Source organism: Pantoea sp. X-Soil-ISGK-355, assembly GCF_059730805.1.
On the sequence record NZ_AP035971.1, the window covers coordinates 422,970 to 446,085 of the forward strand.

Genomic DNA, 23,116 nt, shown 5'->3' on the forward strand with positions numbered 1-23,116 from the left:
ATTCAAGTGCGGCAATGTGGAAATCACTATTGCCCAGCTCTTTGAGGTAATTATTGATAATGTCCCGATCGACATTTAGCTGCAGCGCATTATAAATTTTCAACAAGGTCGCGGCCTTTCTGAAAAAAAGGATCGGCTATATTCTTCTCGATCTCAGACGAATTTTTAAAGTTGCCGTTTCGTGAAGCCTCTTCAGCCTGAAAAACCATTGCCAACACTTCATCAATATTTTCTGCACACGTGGTTATTTTGGTCGGGTTAACCTGGCATTCGTACATGCTTACCGGGTTCTTCATGCTGCTGATTTTCTCTGCAGTCGAGTAATGACGGTTATAGATATGGAATGTGCCTACATACCAGGATAACTTTCCGACTTTCCACCCAAGCGTATTAGCAATAATCTCGTGTAAAACGCTCCACTCAAAAAAATTAATGCCGCTGAATCCCCAGATGGCATCATTCGCGCGGACGGTAACATGTAAATCAAGATAACCGCCTCGCTGGATGAAGTGCAGCCAGTTATTACAGGGAACATCTTTTGTTTCCTGATAATCCGTTTCAGGATCAAAGATATTCATTACTGCACGTTTTGTCAGCGGATCTTCTCTAAGGCGATTCACTACTCCCTGCAACTGGTCTACTTTCCCTTTCCATTTGCGTAACCGGGGTCCGTAGGCTGCTCGCCAGGTCAGTGAGTCATCGGAATAGTCTTCTGCGCGAGGAAGATAATGTTTAAGGAAGTGCAGATCATCCCGTCCAGCGAGTACCCACATCGTTTCTGCAACCTGCGCAAAGACGTTATTATTTCTGTGGGGTAATACCAGGAATCGCTCTGTGGGATGGCTGATTTTGGTTAATGTAGAGAGAACTTCCCGTTGCTCCTGATCGCGTGAGCCAACATCGTTACCATTCATCATGATGTTATTTACGGTATTAACCAGCGCATGCGTAATATTACGATTCATGGGCGACCTCATAACCTAACTTCGCCATTTCACTTTCGATAATCTGAAAGGCATCTTCAACCTGCTGATAATCATAATGGCGACATCCATCACTGCCAGATATCATGGCTGAAACGTTTTTTTCATTTTTTCTGTAGAGCGTGATAACAGGAATACGCCAGCTGATTGCTGTCGCAATTTCATAACCTACTCCCAGACTTGGAGTTGTGACTTCAGCGACAACTACCTGGGAATGGCGCAGCCAGTGCAAATCACGGTCATGAATAAATTTGTCACCCAGGAAAGACTGACCACCATCAGATAAACTGTAATCACCCACGTGTTCGGTAATAACTTTACCGTAGCCCTTGAGCTTATTAATCAGTTTCGCGTAAACAGGAACATCATCCCGTCCGGCTCTGATTGAACCAGCAAAATAGATAACCAATCCATTGTCAATAACAGTTTCAGGCGAAAGGGTATGTACTAATTCACTCACGATGCTTCTCCATATAAGGGTTTCCTTTGACCAAAAAATAACAGTCAAGCTTTCAGTTTTTTGAAGCTTATAAAAAGAATTTCATCCGGTTTATTAACGGAATTAATAAAGCCGGGGAGGTACTCTTACTATTTTGAAAATTTGACAAGCAACAGTGCCTTTCAGGTAATTTAACAATTCATTTTCATCAAGACTAAAATGCAGTGACATCATTGTAAATATAAGTAAAGGTACTTACACTAAGGAAAAAAATTCCACAATTGGAGGGGGGGGGATGGAGAGTCTGCGAGGTCTCAGGGCGTTTGTTTATACGGCTGAACTGGGCAGCTATGTTGCAGCGGCAAGGGTGTCAGGCATCTCTTCTTCAGCGATTGCAAAGAGCGTGGCGAAACTTGAAGACGAACTCGGGGTAAGGCTTTTTCATCGGACAACGCGCAGCATCGGTCTGACTGAAGAAGGGAATGTCTTCTATGAACGGTGTAAGTTCATCCTGAATGAGATTCGCGATGCCAGAGCTCTGATTGCCGAAACGCGCATCACGCCCTGCGGCAGATTACATATCAGCGTGCCGCAAATTTTCGGGCATTCCCTTTTGATGCCCATACTTCCACGTTTTATTGAAAAGTACCCTGATATACAGCTTGATATCGATTTTGAAGATCGCGTGGTGGATCTGATTGCGGAAGGAATAGATGTCGCGGTGAGAAGTGGTGAGCTGGCAGATAACCGCCTTGTGAGCAGAAAGCTGGGAGAGCAGTATTTTGTCGTCTGTGCCAGCAGAGAGTATCTAAAAACGCATGGCGTCCCTTTGAACCCTGCTGATCTGGTCCACCATCGCTGCATACATTTCAAATATCCCTCAAGTGGTCGAATCGCCAGTTGGGCTTTCTCTGCCGATTTTGAAAACCTGGACCTTCCCAGGGATCTTATATTCAACAATACTCACGCTGGGTTGCGGGCAGCCATTGATGGATCAGGCGTAGCTCATCTGCCGGTCTATGTTGCTGAAGAAGCATTTGAAAAAGAATTACTCGTCCCTTTGCTGACTGAATACATGCTGCCATTAGGATCGATGTCGCTAATCTGGCCTTCTAACCGCCATTTATCCTCGAAGGTCAGAGCATTTGTGGATTTTGTCAGCAGCGAACTGGTTCAGGGGAACTATTTTACGAACATCGGCAGTCAGACGCTGAGTGGGCCTGACGAAGCGTGAATTGAAGGAGATGGGCGAGCCACTGGATGTGGCGAGTCTATTGAACCTTCGATAACGGGTTCGCTCCAGAACGCAAAAACCCGCCAGAGGCGGGTTCTTTAAATTTTGGTGCCCGAACCCGGAATCGAACCAGGGACACGGGGATTTTCAATCCCCTGCTCTACCGACTGAGCTATTCGGGCAACGGGGCGCATTAAACCGTAAAGGCCGCGGGTCGTCAACGGCTTTCACTAAAAAACCCCTGGAAACGTGACTGATTGCCTGATTTTCAGTCAAAACGGGCAAAACATCAGGCCAGCGCGCCATTTTTGCGGCACAGCGCGATGCTGTAGACATCCTCGGCCAGACGCTGGGCTGTGGCGACATCCTGCACATTGCGTTTCACCAGCAGCCTGCTCAGGCAGCCTTCAAGAATCAGCTCCATCTGATCGGCCACCATGCTGGGGTTGTCCAGCGCCTGCTCAACCAGAATGTCGTGGGTGAACTGCCATGAGCCGCGTTTCTGCTGTTCGGCCAGTTGATGGATGGGCTGATCGGGCTGCGGGTAGAAGCTGCAGGCGGCGATAAACAGGCAGCCCGGAAAGCGTCCTTTACTGACCTGCTCACTCAGGACTTCGTAGCGTGCCATCAGTTTCTGATCCGGTGACAGCGACGCATCCAGCAGGATCTGGCGTCGCCAGGTTTCGATCTGCTGGCCATGATAGCGCAGCGCATCATAGAGCAGAGCGTCACGATCGGGCCAGAACAGCTGAAGCTGCTCAAGGGTTAATTCAGTCTGTCCCGCCAGGGTTTCCAATGAGAGGGTGGCGGCGAGGCCGTTCTGTTCAAGCACATTCAATGCATGCTCGAGTATCTGTTCACGCTGCAAGTGACTCTCCTCTGGTATGCAGGCCCGGTCATTCACCGGGCAATGACCTGACTCCAGTGTTGTTTACGGGGTAAGTTTCTGCAAATGCGCTCTGAAGTCGGCGGCATTGAGAAATCCGGTGAGGCGCGAGTCGGGGATTTCACGGCCCTGCGCATCGAAGAACAAAATCGTCGGTAAACCAAGCACCTGAAGATGCTGCAACAGCGCGTTGTCGCTGGCGTTGTTGGCGGTGACGTTGGCCTGGAGCAGCTGTACCTGACTCAGGCTATCGCGCACGGCGCTGTCACTAAAGGTATATTTTTCAAACTCTTTGCAGGCGACGCACCAGTCAGCGTAGAGATCGACCATGGTGATGCGGCCGCGGGCCTGCTGCAGCGCGCTATCGAGCTGCTGCGGTGTCTGGATGGTATGAAACGGCAGCGGTGCCACAGCCTGCTGCGCCGCCGGGCCACCAAAGGCCCAGTCCTGCAACGGGCGTGCACTGATCAGCGCAGCGGCCAGCATGATAATCTGCACGACGCGCCACTTACCGCTGCTGGCGCGCAGGCTGACGCTGAACGCCCAGCCGAAGAACGCCACGCCGAGCAGGCTCCAGAGCCGCACTCCCCACGCGTCGCCCAGCACCCGTTCCAGCAGGAACACCGGCAGCGCCAGGATGACAAAACCAAAGCCCTCTTTAACGGTTTGCATCCACGGGCCGCTTTTCGGCAGCAACCGGTTACCAAACAGGGTCACGGCGATCAGCGGTAATCCCATTCCCACCGCATAGAGCCACAGCGTTCCGGCACCGGCCCACGGATTTCCGCTCTGCGCGATGTAAAGCAGAATGGCGCTGAGCGGGGCCGTGGTGCAGGGCGAGCAGATCAAACCCGCCAGTGCCCCCATCAGGAAGACGCCGGGCAGCGAGCCACCCTGCTGACGATTGCTCCACAGGGTCAGACGGGTTTGCAGGCTGGCGGGCAGTTGCAGCGTAAACAGGCCGAACATCGACAGCGCCAGCACGATAAACAGCAGTGAGAGCGAGAAAAGAACGTAAGGATGCTGTAATGCGGCCTGAAAACGCAGACCCGCTGCCGCAACCACCAGTCCCAATAGCGTATAAGTCAGCGCCATCCCCTGCACATAGACCATCGCCAGCGCGAACAGCCGGCCCAGCGAATAGTGGCGCTGTCCGCCAAGGATGATGCCGGAGATCAGTGGATACATCGGCAGTACGCAGGGGGTAAACGCCACGCCGATGCCGATTAATAACGCCCAGAGCGGAGAAAAGGGTAGCGGACTGGCGGGCGCGGGCTGAGCACTGACCGGTGCTGGCGCGCTGCTGGCTGCAATCTCACTTACCGGCACGCTGCGCGTCTCCGGCGGATAACAGAATCCAGCGGCGGCACAGCCCTGATAAGTGACGCTGAGCGTGGCATCAGGGCCTGCCTGTTGCAGCGTCACCGGCAGCGTCAGGTCCTGCGGATAGATCTCACTTTTGCCAAAGAACTCATCCTCATGCGGCTGACCGGCGGGCAGCGTCAGCGGCGTCATCGTCGCGTTCTGCGGCGTGATGTGGATCTGCTGGCGATAGAGGTAGTAACCCGATTTCACTTTCCAGTGCAGGTTGAGCTGCGCGCCCTGCTGATCGAAGTCAAACGTAAACGCCTGATCGACCGGCACAAAACGGCTGGTCGCCGGGTTTGAAAAAAGCGATGCGTGCGTCTGCAGGCAGATAAACAGCGTCAGCAGAAGCGTAATTAAGCGAGAGATGCGTGCAGCCATGACAAGTATTCACTGTCTCCATGTTGAACCGGCAGCGCCAGCAATTCGGGTACGTCGTAAGGGTGGGCCTCTTTAAGCAGATCACACAGTGCCTGCTGATGATCGCTGTCGCACTTCAGCAGCATCTGAATTTCGCTGCTCTGCGCCATTTTGCCCTGCCAGAGATACCATGAGGTGGCGCCCGCCAGCATGGTGACGCAGGCCGCCAGTCGGGCTTCCAGCGCTAAGCCAGCAAGGTGCTCTGCCGTGGCCTGATCGGGCGCAGTGCAGAGGATCACGACAGCGTTCATCCTGTGACTCCTGTTGAAAAGAGCGCCGATGATAGCACGCTCCATCCGTAACACGAGGAGTGCGCTATAGCAGCAATCCGCCAAAGACGAAGCCAGAGAGTACCGACAACGCAATGGCGATTACCCCGGGAATGATAAAGGCGTGGTTAAAGACAAACTTGCCAATCCGGGTTGAGCCGGTGTCATCCATCTCCACGGCGGCCAGCAGGGTCGGGTAGGTCGGCAGCACAAACAGCGCGGACACCGCCGCGAAGGAAGCGATGGCCGTCAGCGGCGTCACGCCCAGCAGCAGCGCGGCGGGCATCAATGCTTTGGTGGTGGCGGCTTGTGAGTAGAGCAGCATCGAGGCGAAGAACAGCACCAGCGCCAGCATCCACGGATAGGTTTTCAGTGTGTCGCCCGCCAGCATCTGAATATCTGCCAGATGCGCTTTGACAAAGGTATCGCCCAGCCAGGCGACGCCCATCACGCAGATACAGGCGCTCATGCCGGATTTAAAGGTACTGGCGCCGAGGATCTCGCTGGTGTCGAGCTTGCAGGTCAGGCTAATCAGTGTGGCGATGGTCAGCATAAACACTACAATCGCTTCGTTGCGTGGCAGCGGCGGATTGACGATCAGCCCGACACTGGCGCTGGTCGCGGTGGCATAGAGCACCACGGCCACAATACCAATCAGAAATAGCAGCACCGATTTTTTCGCGCCCGGTTTTGCCTGGAAGACGCTGGTACCGCGCAGCGTGACTTCGCCTTTGGCGAGACGCGCCTGATAGACCTCATCATCTTTCAGCTCTTTGCCCAGGAAGTTCGTCACCAGTGCCGCCAGGAAGAGACCCACCATGGTTGAGGGGATGGCAATCGCCAGCAGCGTGATATAGCTGACGCCATGCGGTTCAAGCAGCGTGGCGAAGAAGACCACCGCAGCGGAAATCGGTGACGCGGTAATCGCAATCTGCGAAGCCACCACCGCAATCGACAGCGGTCGGGAAGGGCGAACGCCTTGCTCTTTCGCGACTTCGGCAATCACCGGCAGCGTTGAGAACGCGGTGTGCCCGGTTCCGGCCAGCAGCGTCATCAGGTAGGTCACCAGCGGGGCCAGCAGCGTGACGTGGCGCGGATGACGGCGCAGCAGGCGTTCCGCCAGGCTCACCAGATAATCCATGCCGCCCGCTACCTGCATGGCGGCTATTGCGGCGATCACCGCCATAATGATTTCAATCACATCGAACGGGATAGCACCGGGCACCATGCCAAATCCCAGCGTCAGCACCAGCACGCCCATGCCGCCGGCGAACCCGATACCAATGCCGCCAAGACGGGCACCCAACCAGATCGCCATTAAGACGATAAGCAGCTCAACCACAAACATGAATCACTCCTGAAAAGTAAACCGGTAAAACCTGGGTGTGCTGTGTAACAAAAAAAAAGGCACACCGTGTTGATCGCGGTGTGCCTTTGGTTAACCAGCGTCGATTAAGCCTTACTGTTCATTTTCATCGGTATAACGTTTCGCTTTATAAACCGGGTACATCAGGTTCTGCACCGAGAAGATATCGTCCAGCTCACTTTCCGTCAGCAGGCCGCGCTCCAGCACCACCTCACGCACGCTTTTACCGGTCTCTGCGCAAATTTTGCCAACGATGTCGCCGTTGTGGTGGCCGATGTACGGGTTAAGGTAAGTGACGATACCAATCGAGTTGAAGACGTAGGCTTCGCACACCGCGCGGTTGGCGGTGATGCCGTTAACGCACTTCTCCAGCAGGTTGTAGCAGGCATTCGTCAGGATGCTGATTGACTCAAACAGCGCCTGGCCAATTACCGGCTCCATCACGTTGAGCTGCAACTGTCCCGCTTCAGAGGCCATCGTCACGGTAATGTCGTTGCCAATCACTTTGAAGCAGACCTGGTTAACGACCTCTGGCACGACCGGATTGACCTTGGCCGGCATGATAGAGGAACCCGCCTGCAGCTCTGGCAGGTTAATTTCGTTCAGGCCAGCGCGGGGACCGGAGGAGAGCAGGCGCAGGTCGTTACAGATTTTAGAAAGCTTCACCGCCAGACGTTTCAGCGATGAATGGACCATCACATAAGCACCGCAGTCAGAGGTCGCTTCAATCAAATCTTCCGCCGGCACCACCGGCAGGTTGCTGACCTCCGCCAGACGCTGAACCGCAAGATGCTGGTAGCCTTCCGGTGTATTGAGGCGGGTGCCGATGGCGGTCGCGCCCAGGTTCACTTCCAGCAGCAGTTCAGCGGTGCGCAGAATGCTTTTAGTCTCTTCATTCAGCAGCACGCTGAAGGCGTGAAACTCCTGGCCGAGGGTCATCGGCACGGCATCCTGCAACTGGGTGCGGCCCATTTTCAGGATGGTCTGGAATTCATCGGCTTTGCGCTGGAAGCCTTCGGCCAGCTGGCTGATGCCATCAAGCAGCTTCAGCAGCGAGCTGTAAACTGCGATACGAAAACCGGTCGGGTAGGCGTCGTTAGTGGACTGGCACTTGTTCACATGATCGTTAGGGTTAAGATACTGATATTCCCCTTTCTGATGGCCCATCAGCTCCAGGCCGATGTTTGCCAGCACCTCATTGGTGTTCATGTTGACCGAGGTCCCGGCACCGCCCTGATAAACATCCACGGGGAACTGGTCCATACAGCGGCCGTTGTTCAGCACTTCGTCGCAGGCCTTAATGATGGTATCGGCAATATTACGCGGAATGGTCTGCAGCTCTTTATTGGCCATCGCCGCCGCTTTTTTTACCATAACCATACCGCGGACAAATTCAGGTATGTCGCTGATTTTGCTGTTGCTGATATAAAAATTTTCAATCGCACGCAGAGTATGAACGCCATAATAGGCATCCGCCGGAACTTCGCGCATACCTAACAGGTCTTCTTCGATACGAATGTTGTTCGCCATGATAACCTTCTTGTTGTTGCCGCTAACCATCACAAAGGATGTGTTTATTTTGTTGTGGTGTGCCCGTGCCGACATATTATCCGTCTTCACAGTGGCATGTGCGATCATATTCTGATGCATAAGAAAAGCACGCATGCAGATCACTTAATGCTGCCGTCTGGTTAACGATATGTGAAGTTGGTTACAAAATTAACCCTGCAGGATAAATTTGACAGGATCGGTTGAAAATGGCGGCGCAGGTGCCCATCTCTTTTCTTATCATCCTCAGGATGAACGCTTTCTGCTGACCGGCACGCTGCCGTTCAGCCCCTACTTACAGGAGAGTACGGTGCGCTGGATACCGTTATTAGTCTTTTTTATTCTGGCCTGGATCGAGATTTCACTCTTCATTCAGGTTGCACACGTCATGGGCGTGCTGCTGACCATGCTGCTGGTGGTCTTTACCTCGTGCATCGGCGTCTCGCTGGTTAAAAATCAGGGCATGAAGAACTTCATGCTGATGCAGGAGAAGCTGGCGCGTAACGAAAGCCCGGCCAATGAGATGATCAAAAGCGTATCACTGATCATCGCGGGCTTCCTGCTGCTGTTGCCTGGTTTCTTTACTGACTTGCTGGGCCTGCTGTTGCTGCTGCCACCGGTGCAGAAGCATCTGACGCTGAAACTGATGCCTCATCTGCGCGTCTGGCGCGGGCCGGGAGCCGGGCCTGACAGCGGCTACACTATGGATGGCGAGTTCGAGCGTAAAGACAGCAATCGCCTTGAGCATCATGACGATCACAAGGATCGTTAACTGCAGCCCCAGCTTCTGAAAGCGCAACCTTCGGGTTGCGTTTTTTATTTGCCTCATCCTCTGTTCAAAAAGCCATCACTTATTACTCGCGGGTAAAAAATTTATTGTCCGTCCCCTTGAAAGTGGATGGCAGCGGCCCTATCTCTCTGGTCACGAGGCCGGAAGCCATGCAGCCCGGTGTTCAACCCCAAAACTGAATGATTGGACTTCTCAAAGGAGAGCTATCAAATGAAAATTCGTCCATTGCACGATCGCGTCATCGTCAAACGTAAAGAAGTTGAAGCTAAATCAGCTGGCGGCATCGTGCTGACCGGTTCTGCAGCCGGTAAATCCACCCGTGGTGAAGTTCTGGCTGTCGGCAATGGCCGCATCCTTGAGAGTGGCGACGTTAAGCCGCTGGACGTGAAGGTTGGTGACGTCGTGATCTTCAATGAAGGTTACGGTGCTAAAACCGAAAAGATCGACAACGAAGAAGTGCTGATCATCTCTGAAAGCGACATTCTGGCGATTGTTGAAGCGTAATTTTTTCGCGTAACTCACTGAACGAAACGAATTTAAGGGACAATTGAAATGGCAGCTAAAGACGTAAAATTCGGTAATGACGCTCGCGTAAAAATGCTGCGTGGCGTGAACGTACTGGCAGATGCAGTAAAAGTTACCCTGGGCCCTAAAGGCCGTAACGTGGTTCTGGATAAATCTTTTGGTGCACCGACCATCACTAAAGATGGTGTTTCTGTCGCACGTGAAATCGAGCTGGAAGACAAGTTCGAGAACATGGGCGCGCAGATGGTGAAAGAAGTGGCCTCTAAAGCGAACGACGCTGCGGGCGACGGTACCACCACGGCAACCGTACTGGCACAGTCAATCATCACTGAAGGCCTGAAAGCGGTCGCAGCGGGTATGAACCCGATGGACCTGAAGCGCGGTATCGACCAGGCAGTTATCGCTGCGGTTGAGAAACTGAAAGCGCTGTCTGTACCTTGCTCAGACTCTAAAGCAATTGCGCAGGTTGGTACTATCTCTGCTAACTCCGATGAAACCGTAGGCCAGCTGATTGCTCAGGCGATGGAAAAAGTCGGTAAAGAAGGCGTGATCACCGTTGAAGAAGGCACCGGCCTGCAGGACGAGCTGGATGTGGTTGAAGGTATGCAGTTTGATCGTGGCTACCTGTCTCCTTACTTCATCAACAAGCCAGAAACTGGTGCGATTGAACTGGAATCGCCGTTCATCCTGCTGGCTGACAAGAAAATTTCTAACATCCGTGAAATGCTGCCAGTGCTGGAAGCCGTTGCGAAAGCGGGCAAACCACTGCTGATCATCGCGGAAGATGTTGAAGGCGAAGCGCTGGCAACACTGGTGGTTAACACCATGCGCGGCATCGTGAAAGTGGCCGCGGTTAAAGCACCAGGCTTCGGCGACCGTCGTAAAGCTATGCTGCAGGATATCGCTATCCTGACCGGTGGTACCGTGATCTCTGAAGAGATCGGTATGGAGCTGGAAAAAGCGGCGCTGGAAGATCTGGGTCAGGCTAAACGCGTTGTGATCAACAAAGACACCACCACCATCATCGACGGTGTGGGTGAAGAGGCGACAATCCAGGGCCGTGTCACCCAGATTCGTCAGCAGATTGAAGAAGCAACCTCTGACTACGACAAAGAAAAACTGCAGGAGCGCGTAGCGAAACTGGCAGGCGGCGTAGCCGTTCTGAAAGTTGGCGCAGCCACTGAAGTTGAAATGAAAGAGAAGAAAGCCCGCGTTGAAGATGCGCTGCACGCAACCCGTGCTGCTGTCGAAGAAGGCGTGGTTGCTGGTGGTGGTGTGGCGCTGGTTCGCGTTGCCGCACAGCTGGCCGATCTGCGTGGTCAGAACGAAGATCAGAACGTCGGTATCAAAGTTGCGCTGCGCGCAATGGAATCTCCACTGCGTCAGATCGTCTCTAACGCCGGTGAAGAGCCATCCGTTGTTGCTAACAACGTGAAAGCGGGCGACGGTAACTACGGTTACAATGCGCAGACTGAAGAGTACGGCAACATGATCGACTTCGGTATCCTGGACCCAACCAAAGTGACCCGTTCTGCTCTGCAGTACGCGGCCTCTGTTGCGGGTCTGATGATCACCACCGAATGTATGGTCACTGACCTGCCAAAAGGCGACGCACCTGATTTAGGCGGCGGCGCTGGCGGTATGGGTGGCATGGGCGGTATGGGCGGCATGATGTAATTGCCGTTGACTGCTTAAGTCATCACAGAAACCCCCGATCGGAAACGGTCGGGGGTTTTTCTTTTGGGCAGGAAAATAGTATAAGTAGTGGCGCAATCGTTCGTCTTTCCTCTTGATATCTCCCGCTGTCTGCTCGCTGACTGTTACCGCCCTGCCAGATTGACTTACGGCCGTAAGCTCATCGGAAAGCGCAAAGCTGTCAGCCTGAACACAGTATGAAATATTGAGGTGATATAACGGGATTAAGGCAATGAATGTTCAGAAAAAAGCGATCTTTTTCTGCTACGCTGCCACCCGACTCTGATGATAATAAATGGGGATTACAATGCGGATTAACCTCTTGCTCGGACTGACGGCTGGCGCGTTATTGCTGGCGGGCTGCAGCAGCTCTACGCAACTCTCTTCAGCAGGACAGCGCGTGACGTTTACCGATCAGCAGCCTGGCAATAACTGCCAGCTTCTGGGCAATATCACCGGCTCACAGAGCAACTGGCTGAGCGGGGCTGGCGGCGAAACCAGCGCGCTGCGTGGTGCAGCCAATGACCTGCGCAATCGCGCAGCGGAGATGGGCGGCAACGTCATTTACGGTGCAACCAGCCCGACGCAGAATCTGTTGTCCGCGTTCGCGCCACTCGACAGCAAAATGACCGGCCAGGTATATAAGTGCCCATAATGTGACTCGGGCGCCTGCTTTGTTGAATCGGCCAGCTTTTCGCTGGCCGTTTTTATTCCTGACGTAACTGTAAATCCAGCGGTGTTTTACTTGGCTCCCCACCAATTTCTCGCGCCAGCTTTGGCACCAGATAACCCGAGACCTGTGACAGCAGCGCACGCACCAACTGACGGGCTTCCTCATCAGACACAAAGAAGTGCGCGGCACCCTGTACCTTATCCAGTACGTGCAGATAATAAGGCAGGATACCCGTATCAAACAGCGCATTGCTCAGCGTGGCCAGCGTCCGGGCATTATCATTGACGCCACGCAACAGTACACTCTGATTCAACAGGGTGACACCGGCACGCTTCAGGCTGCTCATCGCCTCACGCAGCTCATCATCAATCTCCTGCGCATGGTTGATGTGCGTCACCATCAGCACCTGCAGGCGGGTTTCGCTGAGCATCTGACAGAGCTGATCGGTGATGCGCGCCGGTATCACTACCGGTAAACGACTGTGGATGCGCAGACGCTTCACGTGCGGGATCGGTTCCAGCGCCGCGAGCAGCCAGGCAAGCTCATGATCTTTCGCCATCAACGGATCGCCGCCGGAAAAAATGATCTCATCCAGCTCAGGATGATCGGCGATATAGTCCAGCGCAGCCTGCCAGCTACGCTTGTTGCCGGGATTGTCCTGATAGGGAAAATGACGACGGAAGCAGTAGCGACAGTTGACGGCGCAGCCGCCTTTTACCAGTAATAATGCCCGGTTTCGGTATTTATGCAGCAATCCAGGTACAACGTTGCTTTGTTCATCGAGCGGATCGGTGCTATAACCTGGCGCATCGATGAATTCCTGGCGGCGGGTCAGCACCTGAAGCAGCAGCGGGTCGTGCGCATCGCCTTTTTTCATCCGGCGGATGAACGCATGCGGAACACGCAGGGCGAAAAGACGCCGCGCATCCGCGCCCTCAGCCAGCTCAGTGTGCTGATCAAGGGCTAAAATCCGCAGTAATTCATCAGGTTCAGTGACAACATCCGCAAGTTGCTGCAACCAATCTTCTCTGGAAGGTGTTTTTAGGGTTACAATGTGTGCCATTTTTTTGGCTTAGTACCAGTGTCAATTTTCGTAGAGGGCCTTCATGGCGACTTATTCTAGCAACGATTTCCGTCCCGGTCTTAAAATCATGTTCGAAGGCGAGCCGTATGCCATCGAATCCAGTGAGTTCGTTAAACCGGGTAAAGGTCAGGCATTCGCACGCGTTAAAATGCGTCGCCTGCTGACGGGTTCTCGCGTTGAGAAAACTTTTAAATCTACCGACTCCGCCGAAGGCGCAGATGTAGTAGATACCAACCTGAACTACCTGTACAACGACGGTGAGTTCTACCACTTCATGCACCCGGAAAGCTTTGAGCAGTTCCAGGTTGAAGAGAAGACGGTAAGCGATGCAGCAAAATGGCTGCAGGATAACGCTGAATGTATCGTTACGCTGTGGAACGGTCGTCCAATTGCCGTTCAGCCGCCGAACTTTATCGAAGCCGAAGTTATCGAAACCGATCCAGGCCTGAAAGGTGATACGGCGGGTACTGGCGGCAAGCCAGCCAAGCTGTCTACCGGCGCCGTGGTGAAAGTGCCATTGTTCGTTCAGGAAGGCGAAGTGGTCAAAGTTGACACCCGCTCTGGCGAATACGTGTCACGCGTAAAATAAGATTCGCAGGCGCATCTTCTGATGCGCCTTTTTCTTGTCTGAGAGAAAAAAATGATCAAGCTGGCAAAATTAATCGCATTCGCGTTGCTGGTCTCTTCTGCGCTTAGCGCCTGCAACACATTCCACGGTTTTGGCGAAGATGTCTCCCACTTAGGCGGTGCCATTTCGCGTGCGGCAAAATGACCTTAACTGATTGTCCTTTTTAGAGTCCCGCTAGCAGCAACTGCCTGAAATCCGGCTATGCTTAAAGCGCTGTACTTTACATCCATCAAAAAGGACATTGTTATGTTAAAGAAAAGTATTGCCGCAATCTTCTCTGTACTGGTGCTCTCTTCTCTGCTGACGGCGTGTAATACCACGCGTGGCGTCGGTGAAGATGTTGAAGCGGGTGGCCAGGCGATTCAGAACAGCACGAAGTAACCTGTTATTCCAACCGGTACGAAAGACTTTTCGTACCGGCTTGTCATATTCTGCACTATTTCTGTTTTACCCAGATTAACTCTTCGACCGGGAAACCATCCCGACGCGCCTGTTCAACCAGTTTCTCTTTCACGCCCGGCTCCAGTTGGGGTGTCCGTGACAGTATCCAGAGATAGTGGCGATTCGGGCCGCACACCAGCGCATAGCGATAGTCGGGATCCAGTGCGATAACGTTATAGCCGCCGTAGAAGGGGCCAAAGAAAGAGACTTTCAGTGACGCACGCTGGGGTTCACCAGTGAAGTAGGCTTTACCGACGCTCTCCTGCCAGCGCTGCTTTTTGACGTTATAGCCACGATTGATCACTTTCAGACCGCCATCTTCACGCGGGCTGTAGTTTGCCGTCACCTGCTCAAGGCCACGCTCAAAGGGGTGGTTAAGGCGGGCAATCTCATACCACTGACCGAGGTAGCGCTGGCTGTCAAAGTTATCAACGACCGTGACGTTCTTTGGCGGCGTGGTGCTACAGGCAACAGAGAGAAAAGCACTCAGGCTGGCAACAACTGTTTTCCATGGAGACATAGTGGGATTCCTTTGTGATTTAACCGCTTAAGTATAGAAGCCGAAACGCTGTTTTTGGCAGCACGGGCACGAGATTGTTTGCCGCAGGCATTGCAGGTAGACTTCCCCCCCTAATTTGTATCAGGAGTCATCACCATGAGCGAAACGGCAAGCTGGCAACCAAGCGCACCCATCGCCAATTTGTTAAAACGCGCCGCTATTTTAGCCGAAGTGCGTCGTTTCTTTGCCGATCGCGGCGTGCTGGAAGTCGATACGCCGGCGATGAGCCAGGCAACGATTACCGATATCCATCTGGTGCCGTTCCAGACGCGTTTTGTCGGGCCTGGTGCAGCGCAGGGTCGCGATCTCTGGCTGATGACCAGCCCGGAATATCATATGAAACGCCTGCTGGCGGCGGGCAGTGGCCCGATCTACCAGATGGCGCGCAGCTTCCGCAATGAAGAGGCGGGGCGTCACCACAACCCCGAATTTACCATGCTGGAGTGGTACCGGCCGCATTACGATATGTACCGTCTGATGAACGAAGTCGATGATCTGATGCAGCAGGTGCTGGAGTGTGACAGCGCCGAGTCGCTCTCTTATCAGCAGGCATTTATCCGCCATCTGGAGCTGGATCCGCTGTCAGCGGATAAAGCGCAGTTGCGAGAAGCTGCTGAAAAGCTGGGTGAAGGCGAGCTGGCGCGCGCAGAAGAGGATCGCGATACCTTGCTGATGCTGCTGTTTATGCTGGGTGTGGAACCAAAGATTGGTCAGGATAAACCCTGCTTCGTTTATCACTTCCCGGCCAGCCAGGCGGCACTGGCGGAGATCAGTACGGAAGATCACCGTGTGGCTGAACGTTTCGAGGTCTATTACAAGGGCATTGAGCTGGCGAACGGTTTCCGTGAACTGACCGACAGCCGTGAGCAGCGTCAGCGCTTTGAGCAGGATAACCGCCGCCGTGCGGCGCGCGGCCTGCCTGTGCATCCTATTGATACTTATCTGCTGGATGCGCTGGCGCATGGTATGCCAGCCTGTTCCGGGGTCGCGCTGGGTATTGATCGCCTGATCATGCTGGCGTTGAAAGCGGAGTCATTGAGTGAAGTGATCGCGTTTCCGGTGGATCGTTGCTAAAAGTCCGGATGAAAAGGGCAGGGATGGCCCATCTGACCGCAAAGGAATCCTGCATCCCTGCAGGGCGGCCTCGCCATCCTGACTCGGACGCTTTGCTCTTCAGATGGGCCACCCCTGCCCGTCAGGCTAAGGCATTGCTGATAGTCTAAAACCCCGCCAATCAGCTGCTGCTGTCAGGAAACTCCTGAATGGTGACCGGCAGCGTCAGCTTCTGATCGTTTCGCAGCACCTGCACATCAATTACTGAACCCGGACGAATTTCTGCCACCTGATCCATGGTCTCCTGCGCGGAGATGGCCGGCTTGCCATTAACGCTGAGCAGCACATCGTTGGCCTGAATCCCGGCTTTATCCGCTGGCCCATCTGGCGTGACCACGCTGACAATAATGCCCTGAACCCGATCCAGATTGCTGCCCTGTCCATGCAGCGGCGGTAACTCACGCCCGGTAATGCCGATATAGCCGCGGATCACCCGGCCATCACGAATCAGCTTGTCCATGATTTTTGAGGCTAAGACGGTTGGAATGGCGAAGCCAATCCCTTCCGGGGTTTCACCATCATTGCTCTTATCAAACGTCAGGGTGTTAATGCCCATCAGCTCGCCGAGTGAGTTAATCAGCGCACCGCCGGAGTTACCCTGATTGATTGAGGCATCGGTCTGCAGGAAGTTCTGCCGGCCTGACGAACTCAGGCCTACGCGGCCTGTGGCGCTGATAATGCCCTGCGTTACCGTCTGACCGAGGTTATAGGGGTTACCGATTGCCATTACCACATCGCCGATATGCGGCTGCCGGTTGGGATTAATCGGGATAACAGGCAGGCCAGAAGCCGTAATCTTCAGTACGGCCAGATCGGTCATGCCATCGGAACCCACCAGCGTCGCTTCAAAGAAGCGGCCATCCTGCAATGCCACGATAATCTGATCGGCATTGTTGATCACATGCTTGTTGGTAAGGATGTAGCCTTTTGTATTCATGATCACCCCTGAGCCCAGGGTGGTGATGCCACGATTGTTGTTGCCGTGGGCGCTGCGGTTGTAAACGTTCACAACGGCAGGCACGGCGCGGCGCACCCCCTGATTGAAGCTAAAGGGCGTTTCGTCGGTAATATTGTCGTGGTTATAGAGGGCGTCGCTGCCCATACGCAGTGCAGGCAATGCTGCGAGCAAAATACCCGCCACAATCAGGCCCAGCACCACGGCACGCAAAAGTTTAAGAAACATGGTGTTAAATCACGCCAGGGGAGATCGCAGGGGAGAATAACATGAGAGCGGCGGACACACACGCGCTTGTGTCCGCCGTAATGCGAGGTTTATCTCAACAACAGATAGATACTTTCATCGCCGCGCACCACATTCAGTGCCAGTACCGGCGGTTTTCCTTCCAGAATTTTACGCATTTCTGCAATCGTCTGAACACGATTGCGGTTAACGCCGATAATCACATCATCTTTCTGCAGGCCAACCTGTTCGGCTGGCGTACCTTTTTCGATGGTATCGACCTTCACGCCTTTATCACCGGTTTTGGTCTGTCCATCACTCAGGGTTGCGCCCTGAAGTGCAGGTGACATCAGCTGAGCGCTGGCAGTACTCTGGGCGCTCTGTTCCAGCGTGACGGTAACGGTTAGCGGCTTACCTTCGCGCAGCAGGCCAAGTTTAACCTGCTCGCCTGGCGGCGTGGTGCCCACTTTGACGCGTAACTCAGCGAAGCTGGTAATCGGCTTATCGTTGATCGACGTAATGATATCGCCTGACTTCACGCCCGCTTTCTGCGCGGCAGATTGCGGTAAGACTTCAGAGACAAAGGCGCCGCGCTGTGCATCGACATTGAATGCTTTAGCCATATCGGCTGTCATTTCAGTGCCTTTGATGCCGAGCTGACCGCGCTTCACTTCACCAAATTTAATCAGCTGCTGCGCGAGGTTCATCGCCATATCACTCGGGATAGCAAAGCCGATACCGATGTTACCGCCGCTGGAGGCCAGAATCGCAGTGTTGATACCGATCAGCTCACCGTTAAGGTTGACCAGCGCACCGCCTGAGTTGCCACGGTTGATCGCAGCATCGGTCTGAATAAAGTTTTCCAGCCCTTCCAGGTTCAGGCCGCTGCGGCCCAGCGCAGAAATAATCCCGGAGGTGGCGGTCTGCCCCAGACCAAACGGGTTACCGATCGCCACGGCGAAATCACCCACTTTCAGCTGGTCAGAGTCCGCGACTTTCACCTGCGTGAGGTTTTTAGCGCCCTGAATCTGAATCAGCGCGATATCGGTCTGCTCATCATGGCCGATTAGTTTGGCTTCATATTCGCTGCCGTCGCCAAGCTGTACGTTGATCTTATCCGCACCGTTGACCACGTGATTGTTGGTCAGCACGTAACCTTTCGCGGCATCAATGATGACGCCAGAACCTAAGCCTTCAAACGGCTGTGGCTGACTATTTCCGCCAGGCATCTGGCCGAAAAAACGCTTCAGGGGTTCAGGAATATCCTGAGCCTGTGCACCCGAATCAGTGCCTTCAACGTGAACACTGACCACGGCAGGTAACACTTTTTCCAGCATCGGTGCCAGACTTGGCAGCGGCTGGCCCGCAATTTGTGCTGGTAGCGTTGCCATCGCGTCTGGTGCGGCGGCAAGGCTCATCCCAATACTCAGGGCTAATGCGCTAAACAGGCGTGCTTGTTTTTTCATTGCTACAACGCTCTCGCTGCAAAAGGTGGGAAGAATTAATGAGTGTGACAGTCGTTTGCGGTCAGGGTTCGCAAAAACAGCGGGCGCAGACAGGCTGCGCCCCAAAAAGATTAGTCGCGGGCAGGGCGCTCGCCACGCAGTAAACCGGATGCGCCTTCAGAGTAGTCGCGCGGCATCTGCACCGGCACCTGATCGTTGTCCGCTTCAGCTTCAGTCAGCTGATAGGCAAACGGATTTTTCTGGCCAGGCAGATTTGGCAGCAGGTCATTCGAGCCTTTTGCCATATGCTGATAGAGCTGTCGATAGTCACGCGCCATGTTGTCCAGCAGCTCCGCACTCTGTGCGAAGTGGTTGGTCAGCTCTTCGCGATAATCAGCCAGCTCCGCTTTCGATTTTTCCAGCTCGTACTGCATGCTGCGTTGCTCACGCAGCTTTTTGTTGCCAAAACGCATGGCGACTGCGCCGACAATAATACCTACCACTAAACCAATTAGCCCGTATTCCCAGGTCATAATGACTCCCGTGTTTTTTCCATTGTTCCGTAGGGCGTTGCACCATTTCAATAATAGTCACTATACCCGTTAATCTTATGGATGTGGAACTCCGGAGCAGCATGGCTTAGTGTAGAACGGCCTTTTTTTCAGCAACCGTGGTATCAATCAGACACCATTCAGGGACTTTGAAACAATAATGCAAACCTCAACTCCGCTTGCACGCTATGAGCAGGCGCTGTCGCAGGGCGAATTCAGGCCCGATGACGTACAACGTGAAGCGATTACCCGTTTAGACGCGCTGCAGCAGGCGCTGGTTGCCCGGCAACAATCCGCCGCGCCTTCCTCATCCGGCCTGTTGGGGCGCCTCTCTAAATTGATTGGCAAAGAGAAAAACGAAACGGTACAACCGGTACGTGGGCTCTATATGTGGGGCGGTGTCGGTCGCGGTAAGACCTGGGTTATGGATCTCTTTTTTCAGTCTATTCCTGGCGATCGCAAACTGCGCCTGCACTTCCACCGCTTTATGCTGCGGGTGCACGAAGAACTGACACAGCTTCAGGGCCAGAGCGATCCGTTGCTGATCGTGGCGGACAAATTCAAAGCCGAAACCGACATCCTCTGTTTTGATGAGTTTTTTGTCTCCGATATCACCGATGCAATGCTGCTGGGCACGCTGATGGAAGCGCTGTTTGAACGCGGTATTGCGCTGGTCGCCACCTCGAACATTCCGCCGGACGATCTTTATCGCAATGGTTTGCAGCGTGCGCGCTTCCTGCCTGCTATTGAGCAGATAAAACGGCACTGTGATGTGATGAATGTGGATGCGGGTATCGACTACCGGTTACGCACGCTGACCTCCGCACATCTGTGGAACTTCCCGCTCAACGCAGAGACGCATGCCGAGATGGGCCGGATGTTCAAAGCACTGTCAGGCAGTCAGCCTGAAGCGGCACCGGTTCTGGAAATTAATCATCGCCAGATGCCGACGCTGGGCGTTAGCGAAGGCGTACTGGCGATTAATTTCACGACCCTGTGTGGAGAGGGCCGCAGCCAGCATGACTACATTGCGCTGTCGCGCCGTTTTCACAGCGTGCTGCTGTATGACGTGCCAGTGATGATTTATAAAACCGAAGATCAGGCGCGCCGTTTCCTGGCGCTGGTCGATGAGTTCTATGAACGTCATGTGAAGCTGGTGGTCGCGGCAGAAACGTCCCTGACCGAGATTTATCAGGGCACGCGACTGAAATTTGAATACCAGCGCTGTTTATCGCGACTTCAGGAGATGCAGAGCGAAGAGTATCTGCGTTTGCCACACCTGCCGTGAGAATAAACAGGATAAATACCGAAATAGGGTTCGATTTTTGTAACCGACTTCTCTATAATCTTGCGACCCCACGTTACAGCAAAGGATTTTTTTCCCAAATCCTCTGTGTTCCAGTAACTCTATCCGAAGGGGTGGCTTGCTGGTCAAAATGGTCGTGTGAGCCTCATTCGTTTACTTAAGCGTTTGGGATTTCACCAACGTGTAACTTAATTTGGGTAAGCTTTTCGATGAAAACTTTTACAGCTAAACCAGAAACCGTCCAACGTGACTGGTTTGTAGTTGACGCAACGGGCAAAACTTTGGGTCGCCTGGCGACTGAACTGGCGCGCCGTCTGCGTGGTAAGCATAAAGCGGAATATACTCCGCACGTTGATACGGGTGATTACATCATCGTTCTGAACGCAGAAAAAGTTGCTGTAACCGGCAACAAGCGTACTGACAAGATCTACTATCACCACACTGGTCACATCGGTGGTATCAAACAGGCGACCTTTGAAGAGATGATTGCTCGCCGTCCTGAGCGTGTGATTGAGATCGCGGTTAAAGGCATGCTGCCGAAGGGCCCGCTGGGTCGTGCTATGTACCGTAAACTGAAAGTTTACGCAGGCAACGAGCACACCCATGCGGCACAGCAACCGCAAGTTCTTGACATTTAATCGGGATTAAAGGCAATGGCTGAAACTCAAAACTACGGCACTGGTCGCCGCAAAAGCTCTACCGCTCGCGTATTCATTAAGCCGGGTAGCGGTAACATCGTAATTAACCAACGTTCTCTGGAACAGTACTTCGGTCGCGAAACTGCCCGCATGGTAGTTCGTCAGCCGCTTGAGCTGCTGGACCTGGTTGGTAAATTCGATCTCTATGTCACTGTTAAAGGTGGCGGTATTTCTGGTCAGGCTGGTGCGATCCGTCACGGTATCACCCGCGCTCTGATGGAATACGACGAATCACTGCGTGGCGAACTGCGTAAAGCAGGCTTCGTTACTCGTGATGCGCGTCAGGTTGAACGTAAGAAAGTCGGCCTGCGTAAAGCACGTCGTCGTCCTCAGTTCTCCAAGCGTTAATTGTTTGCAGCTCCGGCTGTGGCAATTGGCTCAAAAAACCCGCTTCGGCGGGTTTTTTATTTTCTGCCTTCCCACGACTTCCCGCGAAAACCGTAACGTCGCGCTCAATTTACCTGCAAAGATTCATTACTCGCCCACAAGCAGCCTAAAATCTGGTAAACTCTGTGTCACTTTGCGCCCGCAGGCCGGTGCGTTATGCGCCTTCCCACTGTCGGGGCGTCAGTATCTGTGACGCGGCTAACCAGGTTGCGTGCGAGTTCGATAAGCTGGTGAATCGCCGTGTGGTTGGCTATTCGCAGTATCTTTTTGTGAACAAACTTGGAGGTTTTCATGGCTGTCGCTGCCAACAAACGTTCGGTAATGACGCTGTTTTCTGGTCCTACTGACATTTTCAGCCATCAGGTACGTATTGTCCTGGCGGAGAAGGGTGTCAGCGTAGAGATCGAGCAGGTCGAAATGGATAACCTGCCGCAGGATCTGATTGACCTCAATCCGTATCGCACGGTACCAACGCTGGTAGATCGTGAGCTGACGCTGTATGAATCACGCATCATCATGGAATATCTGGATGAGCGCTTCCCGCATCCGCCACTGATGCCGGTTTATCCGGTTGCCCGTGGTGACAGCCGACTGATGATGCATCGCATCGAGCAGGACTGGTACAGCCTGATGCGGAAAGTCGAGAACAGCACGGGTCAGGAAGCCGAAGCCGCACGCAAGCAACTGCGTGAAGAGCTGCTGGCCATCGCGCCACTGTTTGGCCGTACGCCTTACTTCATGAGCGAAGAGTTCAGTCTGGTCGATTGCTACCTGGCGCCGCTGTTATGGCGTCTGCCGTCAATGGGCATCGATCTGATCGGCTCGGGTTCAAAAGAGCTGAAAGGTTACATGAACCGTGTATTTGAGCGTGACTCTTTCCTTGCTTCATTGACTGAAGCTGAACGTGAAATGCGCCTGCAAACCCGGGCTTAACGTATGGAAATGTCGCAACTTACTGCACGTCGTCCCTATCTGCTGCGCGCCTTCTATGACTGGTTGCTCGACAACCAGCTGACGCCGCATCTGGTGGTCGACATTAATCTGCCGGGTGTGCAGGTGCCGCTGGAGTATGCGCGTGATGGTCAGATTGTCCTGAACATTGCGCCACGTGCTGTCGGTAACCTCGACCTGGCCAATGATCAGGTGTCGTTCAACGCCCGCTTTGGTGGCGTTCCTCGCCAGGTTAACGTGCCGATGGCGGCGATTCTGGCGATCTATGCACGTGAAAACGGTGCCGGAACGATGTTTGAACCGGAACCAGCCTATGAGCTGGGAATGCAGGAAGCGTCAGAGGGTCAGGAAGAGACTATGATGTCCGTGATTGATGGCGACCGTCCTGACGATGCCAGCGATGACGAGACGCCGCCTGATGACGATCCACCACCACGTGGCGGACGGCCTTCACTGCGCGTCGTGAAATAGCCGTGACATAATCGTGAATACCCGTCCATGCGACGGGTATTTTTTTGCCTGTCAGCCATAAAAAAATCCGGCTGCCTGCGCAAGCCGGATTTTTATCAGCAGACCTTCG

The 23,116-nt window shown here is 53.7% G+C and carries 26 protein-coding genes and 1 tRNA gene; 14 read left to right on the top strand and 13 right to left on the bottom strand.

Annotated elements, in window-relative coordinates; genetic code table 11:
• Nucleotides 1–89: 89 nt before the first annotated feature.
• Nucleotides 90–965: a thymidylate synthase gene (locus AC6I8J_RS01840; RefSeq protein WP_497825028.1), complete on the bottom strand. Its 876-nt coding sequence runs from the start codon at nt 963–965 to the stop codon at nt 90–92.
• Entirely contained in the window at nt 955–1,443 is a 489-nt protein-coding gene (locus tag AC6I8J_RS01845) for a nucleoside 2-deoxyribosyltransferase (RefSeq protein WP_161731759.1), read from the bottom strand. The genes AC6I8J_RS01840 and AC6I8J_RS01845 overlap by 11 nt, the downstream gene beginning before the upstream one ends.
• Before the next feature lie 274 nt (nt 1,444–1,717).
• Here AC6I8J_RS01845 and AC6I8J_RS01850 point away from each other — a divergent pair, with 274 nt between their 5' ends.
• A complete protein-coding gene (locus AC6I8J_RS01850; RefSeq protein ID WP_150011895.1) occupies nt 1,718–2,656 on the top strand; it encodes a LysR family transcriptional regulator in 939 nt (312 codons plus the stop codon).
• Nucleotides 2,657–2,762: 106 nt separating this feature from the next.
• On the opposite strand, the gene AC6I8J_RS01855 is transcribed toward AC6I8J_RS01850, so the two are convergent.
• From AC6I8J_RS01855 to aspA, 6 genes are all read right to left on the bottom strand, one after another.
• Nucleotides 2,763–2,838: transfer RNA gene (locus tag AC6I8J_RS01855), tRNA-Phe, on the bottom strand.
• Between the two features lie 107 nt (nt 2,839–2,945).
• A complete protein-coding gene (dicD, locus tag AC6I8J_RS01860) occupies nt 2,946–3,524 on the bottom strand; it encodes a division control transcriptional repressor DicD (RefSeq protein ID WP_161731761.1) in 579 nt (192 codons plus the stop codon).
• A gap of 63 nt (nt 3,525–3,587) precedes the next feature.
• Nucleotides 3,588–5,288 carry a protein-disulfide reductase DsbD gene (locus AC6I8J_RS01865; RefSeq protein WP_222924701.1) on the bottom strand — a complete coding sequence of 567 codons (1,701 nt, stop codon included), beginning with the start codon at nt 5,286–5,288 and terminating at the stop codon, nt 3,588–3,590.
• Entirely contained in the window at nt 5,264–5,578 is a 315-nt protein-coding gene (gene cutA, locus AC6I8J_RS01870; protein WP_161731765.1) for a divalent cation tolerance protein CutA, read from the bottom strand. The genes AC6I8J_RS01865 and cutA overlap by 25 nt, the downstream gene beginning before the upstream one ends.
• A gap of 64 nt (nt 5,579–5,642) precedes the next feature.
• Nucleotides 5,643–6,944, bottom strand: a complete 1,302-nt coding sequence (locus AC6I8J_RS01875) for an anaerobic C4-dicarboxylate transporter (protein WP_161731767.1) — start codon at nt 6,942–6,944, stop codon at nt 5,643–5,645.
• A 111-nt stretch (nt 6,945–7,055) separates the two neighbouring features.
• The gene (aspA, locus tag AC6I8J_RS01880; protein ID WP_150011885.1) at nt 7,056–8,492 is read right to left on the bottom strand and encodes an aspartate ammonia-lyase; all 1,437 of its coding nucleotides are present in this window, start codon (nt 8,490–8,492) and stop codon (nt 7,056–7,058) included.
• A 328-nt stretch (nt 8,493–8,820) separates the two neighbouring features.
• On the opposite strand from aspA, the gene AC6I8J_RS01885 reads away from it, so the two are divergent.
• From AC6I8J_RS01885 to AC6I8J_RS01900, 4 genes are all read left to right on the top strand, one after another.
• Nucleotides 8,821–9,282, top strand: coding sequence for an FxsA family protein (locus AC6I8J_RS01885; RefSeq protein ID WP_222925504.1), 462 nt, complete (start codon nt 8,821–8,823; stop codon nt 9,280–9,282).
• A 228-nt stretch (nt 9,283–9,510) separates the two neighbouring features.
• On the top strand, nt 9,511–9,804 hold the full coding sequence (locus AC6I8J_RS01890; protein WP_009092502.1) for a co-chaperone GroES: 294 nt from the start codon (nt 9,511–9,513) through the stop codon (nt 9,802–9,804).
• 48 nt (nt 9,805–9,852) lie between these two features.
• Nucleotides 9,853–11,502 (top strand): chaperonin GroEL, encoded by a 1,650-nt coding sequence (groL, locus tag AC6I8J_RS01895; protein ID WP_003848314.1) that lies wholly within the window; start codon nt 9,853–9,855, stop codon nt 11,500–11,502.
• A 325-nt stretch (nt 11,503–11,827) separates the two neighbouring features.
• A complete protein-coding gene (locus tag AC6I8J_RS01900) occupies nt 11,828–12,175 on the top strand; it encodes a DUF4156 domain-containing protein (RefSeq protein ID WP_008925394.1) in 348 nt (115 codons plus the stop codon).
• Nucleotides 12,176–12,227: 52 nt separating this feature from the next.
• Here AC6I8J_RS01900 and epmB read toward each other — a convergent pair whose 3' ends face one another.
• Complete coding sequence (gene epmB, locus AC6I8J_RS01905; protein WP_222924700.1) at nt 12,228–13,256, bottom strand: EF-P beta-lysylation protein EpmB; 1,029 nt, start codon at nt 13,254–13,256, stop codon at nt 12,228–12,230.
• Nucleotides 13,257–13,299: 43 nt separating this feature from the next.
• On the opposite strand from epmB, the gene efp reads away from it, so the two are divergent.
• From efp to AC6I8J_RS01920, 3 genes are all read left to right on the top strand, one after another.
• The gene (efp, locus tag AC6I8J_RS01910; protein ID WP_010251979.1) at nt 13,300–13,866 is read left to right on the top strand and encodes an elongation factor P; all 567 of its coding nucleotides are present in this window, start codon (nt 13,300–13,302) and stop codon (nt 13,864–13,866) included.
• A gap of 51 nt (nt 13,867–13,917) precedes the next feature.
• The gene (locus tag AC6I8J_RS01915) at nt 13,918–14,049 is read left to right on the top strand and encodes an entericidin A/B family lipoprotein (RefSeq protein ID WP_003848306.1); all 132 of its coding nucleotides are present in this window, start codon (nt 13,918–13,920) and stop codon (nt 14,047–14,049) included.
• A gap of 102 nt (nt 14,050–14,151) precedes the next feature.
• Nucleotides 14,152–14,286, top strand: coding sequence for an entericidin A/B family lipoprotein (locus tag AC6I8J_RS01920; RefSeq protein ID WP_003848302.1), 135 nt, complete (start codon nt 14,152–14,154; stop codon nt 14,284–14,286).
• 55 nt (nt 14,287–14,341) lie between these two features.
• On the opposite strand, the gene AC6I8J_RS01925 is transcribed toward AC6I8J_RS01920, so the two are convergent.
• Nucleotides 14,342–14,866, bottom strand: a complete 525-nt coding sequence (locus tag AC6I8J_RS01925) for a lipocalin family protein (protein WP_061061424.1) — start codon at nt 14,864–14,866, stop codon at nt 14,342–14,344.
• Between the two features lie 135 nt (nt 14,867–15,001).
• Here AC6I8J_RS01925 and epmA point away from each other — a divergent pair, with 135 nt between their 5' ends.
• The gene (gene epmA / locus AC6I8J_RS01930) at nt 15,002–15,979 is read left to right on the top strand and encodes an elongation factor P--(R)-beta-lysine ligase (protein WP_161731772.1); all 978 of its coding nucleotides are present in this window, start codon (nt 15,002–15,004) and stop codon (nt 15,977–15,979) included.
• 160 nt (nt 15,980–16,139) lie between these two features.
• On the opposite strand, the gene degS is transcribed toward epmA, so the two are convergent.
• The 3 genes from degS to zapG form a co-directional block, all read right to left on the bottom strand.
• Nucleotides 16,140–17,201 (bottom strand): outer membrane-stress sensor serine endopeptidase DegS, encoded by a 1,062-nt coding sequence (gene degS / locus AC6I8J_RS01935; RefSeq protein WP_161731774.1) that lies wholly within the window; start codon nt 17,199–17,201, stop codon nt 16,140–16,142.
• Nucleotides 17,202–17,290: 89 nt separating this feature from the next.
• Nucleotides 17,291–18,664, bottom strand: a complete 1,374-nt coding sequence (gene degQ, locus AC6I8J_RS01940; protein ID WP_010251960.1) for a serine endoprotease DegQ — start codon at nt 18,662–18,664, stop codon at nt 17,291–17,293.
• A 110-nt stretch (nt 18,665–18,774) separates the two neighbouring features.
• Nucleotides 18,775–19,176 (bottom strand): Z-ring associated protein ZapG, encoded by a 402-nt coding sequence (zapG, locus tag AC6I8J_RS01945; RefSeq protein ID WP_003848291.1) that lies wholly within the window; start codon nt 19,174–19,176, stop codon nt 18,775–18,777.
• A gap of 178 nt (nt 19,177–19,354) precedes the next feature.
• On the opposite strand from zapG, the gene zapE reads away from it, so the two are divergent.
• The 5 genes from zapE (at nt 19,355) to sspB (ending at nt 23,007) form a co-directional block, all read left to right on the top strand.
• A complete protein-coding gene (gene zapE, locus AC6I8J_RS01950) occupies nt 19,355–20,482 on the top strand; it encodes a cell division protein ZapE (RefSeq protein WP_161731776.1) in 1,128 nt (375 codons plus the stop codon).
• Between the two features lie 227 nt (nt 20,483–20,709).
• A complete protein-coding gene (gene rplM / locus AC6I8J_RS01955) occupies nt 20,710–21,138 on the top strand; it encodes a 50S ribosomal protein L13 (protein ID WP_008925400.1) in 429 nt (142 codons plus the stop codon).
• Between the two features lie 15 nt (nt 21,139–21,153).
• Nucleotides 21,154–21,546 (top strand): 30S ribosomal protein S9, encoded by a 393-nt coding sequence (gene rpsI / locus AC6I8J_RS01960; protein WP_008925401.1) that lies wholly within the window; start codon nt 21,154–21,156, stop codon nt 21,544–21,546.
• Nucleotides 21,547–21,876: 330 nt separating this feature from the next.
• Entirely contained in the window at nt 21,877–22,518 is a 642-nt protein-coding gene (gene sspA, locus AC6I8J_RS01965) for a stringent starvation protein SspA (RefSeq protein WP_497825029.1), read from the top strand.
• 3 nt (nt 22,519–22,521) lie between these two features.
• On the top strand, nt 22,522–23,007 hold the full coding sequence (gene sspB, locus AC6I8J_RS01970) for a ClpXP protease specificity-enhancing factor (RefSeq protein WP_013359871.1): 486 nt from the start codon (nt 22,522–22,524) through the stop codon (nt 23,005–23,007).
• Nucleotides 23,008–23,116 lie beyond the last annotated feature (109 nt).

Coding starts and splice junctions, on each gene's coding strand:
- AC6I8J_RS01840 (WP_497825028.1), bottom strand. CDS start 965: ATGAATCGTAATATTACGCATGCGCTGGTTAATACCGTAAATAACATC.
- AC6I8J_RS01850 (WP_150011895.1), top strand. CDS start 1,718: ATGGAGAGTCTGCGAGGTCTCAGGGCGTTTGTTTATACGGCTGAACTG.
- AC6I8J_RS01865 (WP_222924701.1), bottom strand. CDS start 5,288: ATGGCTGCACGCATCTCTCGCTTAATTACGCTTCTGCTGACGCTGTTT.
- cutA (WP_161731765.1), bottom strand. CDS start 5,578: ATGAACGCTGTCGTGATCCTCTGCACTGCGCCCGATCAGGCCACGGCA.
- AC6I8J_RS01875 (WP_161731767.1), bottom strand. CDS start 6,944: ATGTTTGTGGTTGAGCTGCTTATCGTCTTAATGGCGATCTGGTTGGGT.
- aspA (WP_150011885.1), bottom strand. CDS start 8,492: ATGGCGAACAACATTCGTATCGAAGAAGACCTGTTAGGTATGCGCGAA.
- AC6I8J_RS01890 (WP_009092502.1), top strand. CDS start 9,511: ATGAAAATTCGTCCATTGCACGATCGCGTCATCGTCAAACGTAAAGAA.
- groL (WP_003848314.1), top strand. CDS start 9,853: ATGGCAGCTAAAGACGTAAAATTCGGTAATGACGCTCGCGTAAAAATG.
- AC6I8J_RS01900 (WP_008925394.1), top strand. CDS start 11,828: ATGCGGATTAACCTCTTGCTCGGACTGACGGCTGGCGCGTTATTGCTG.
- epmB (WP_222924700.1), bottom strand. CDS start 13,256: ATGGCACACATTGTAACCCTAAAAACACCTTCCAGAGAAGATTGGTTG.
- efp (WP_010251979.1), top strand. CDS start 13,300: ATGGCGACTTATTCTAGCAACGATTTCCGTCCCGGTCTTAAAATCATG.
- AC6I8J_RS01915 (WP_003848306.1), top strand. CDS start 13,918: ATGATCAAGCTGGCAAAATTAATCGCATTCGCGTTGCTGGTCTCTTCT.
- AC6I8J_RS01920 (WP_003848302.1), top strand. CDS start 14,152: ATGTTAAAGAAAAGTATTGCCGCAATCTTCTCTGTACTGGTGCTCTCT.
- AC6I8J_RS01925 (WP_061061424.1), bottom strand. CDS start 14,866: ATGTCTCCATGGAAAACAGTTGTTGCCAGCCTGAGTGCTTTTCTCTCT.
- epmA (WP_161731772.1), top strand. CDS start 15,002: ATGAGCGAAACGGCAAGCTGGCAACCAAGCGCACCCATCGCCAATTTG.
- degS (WP_161731774.1), bottom strand. CDS start 17,201: ATGTTTCTTAAACTTTTGCGTGCCGTGGTGCTGGGCCTGATTGTGGCG.
- degQ (WP_010251960.1), bottom strand. CDS start 18,664: ATGAAAAAACAAGCACGCCTGTTTAGCGCATTAGCCCTGAGTATTGGG.
- zapG (WP_003848291.1), bottom strand. CDS start 19,176: ATGACCTGGGAATACGGGCTAATTGGTTTAGTGGTAGGTATTATTGTC.
- zapE (WP_161731776.1), top strand. CDS start 19,355: ATGCAAACCTCAACTCCGCTTGCACGCTATGAGCAGGCGCTGTCGCAG.
- rplM (WP_008925400.1), top strand. CDS start 20,710: ATGAAAACTTTTACAGCTAAACCAGAAACCGTCCAACGTGACTGGTTT.
- rpsI (WP_008925401.1), top strand. CDS start 21,154: ATGGCTGAAACTCAAAACTACGGCACTGGTCGCCGCAAAAGCTCTACC.
- sspA (WP_497825029.1), top strand. CDS start 21,877: ATGGCTGTCGCTGCCAACAAACGTTCGGTAATGACGCTGTTTTCTGGT.
- sspB (WP_013359871.1), top strand. CDS start 22,522: ATGGAAATGTCGCAACTTACTGCACGTCGTCCCTATCTGCTGCGCGCC.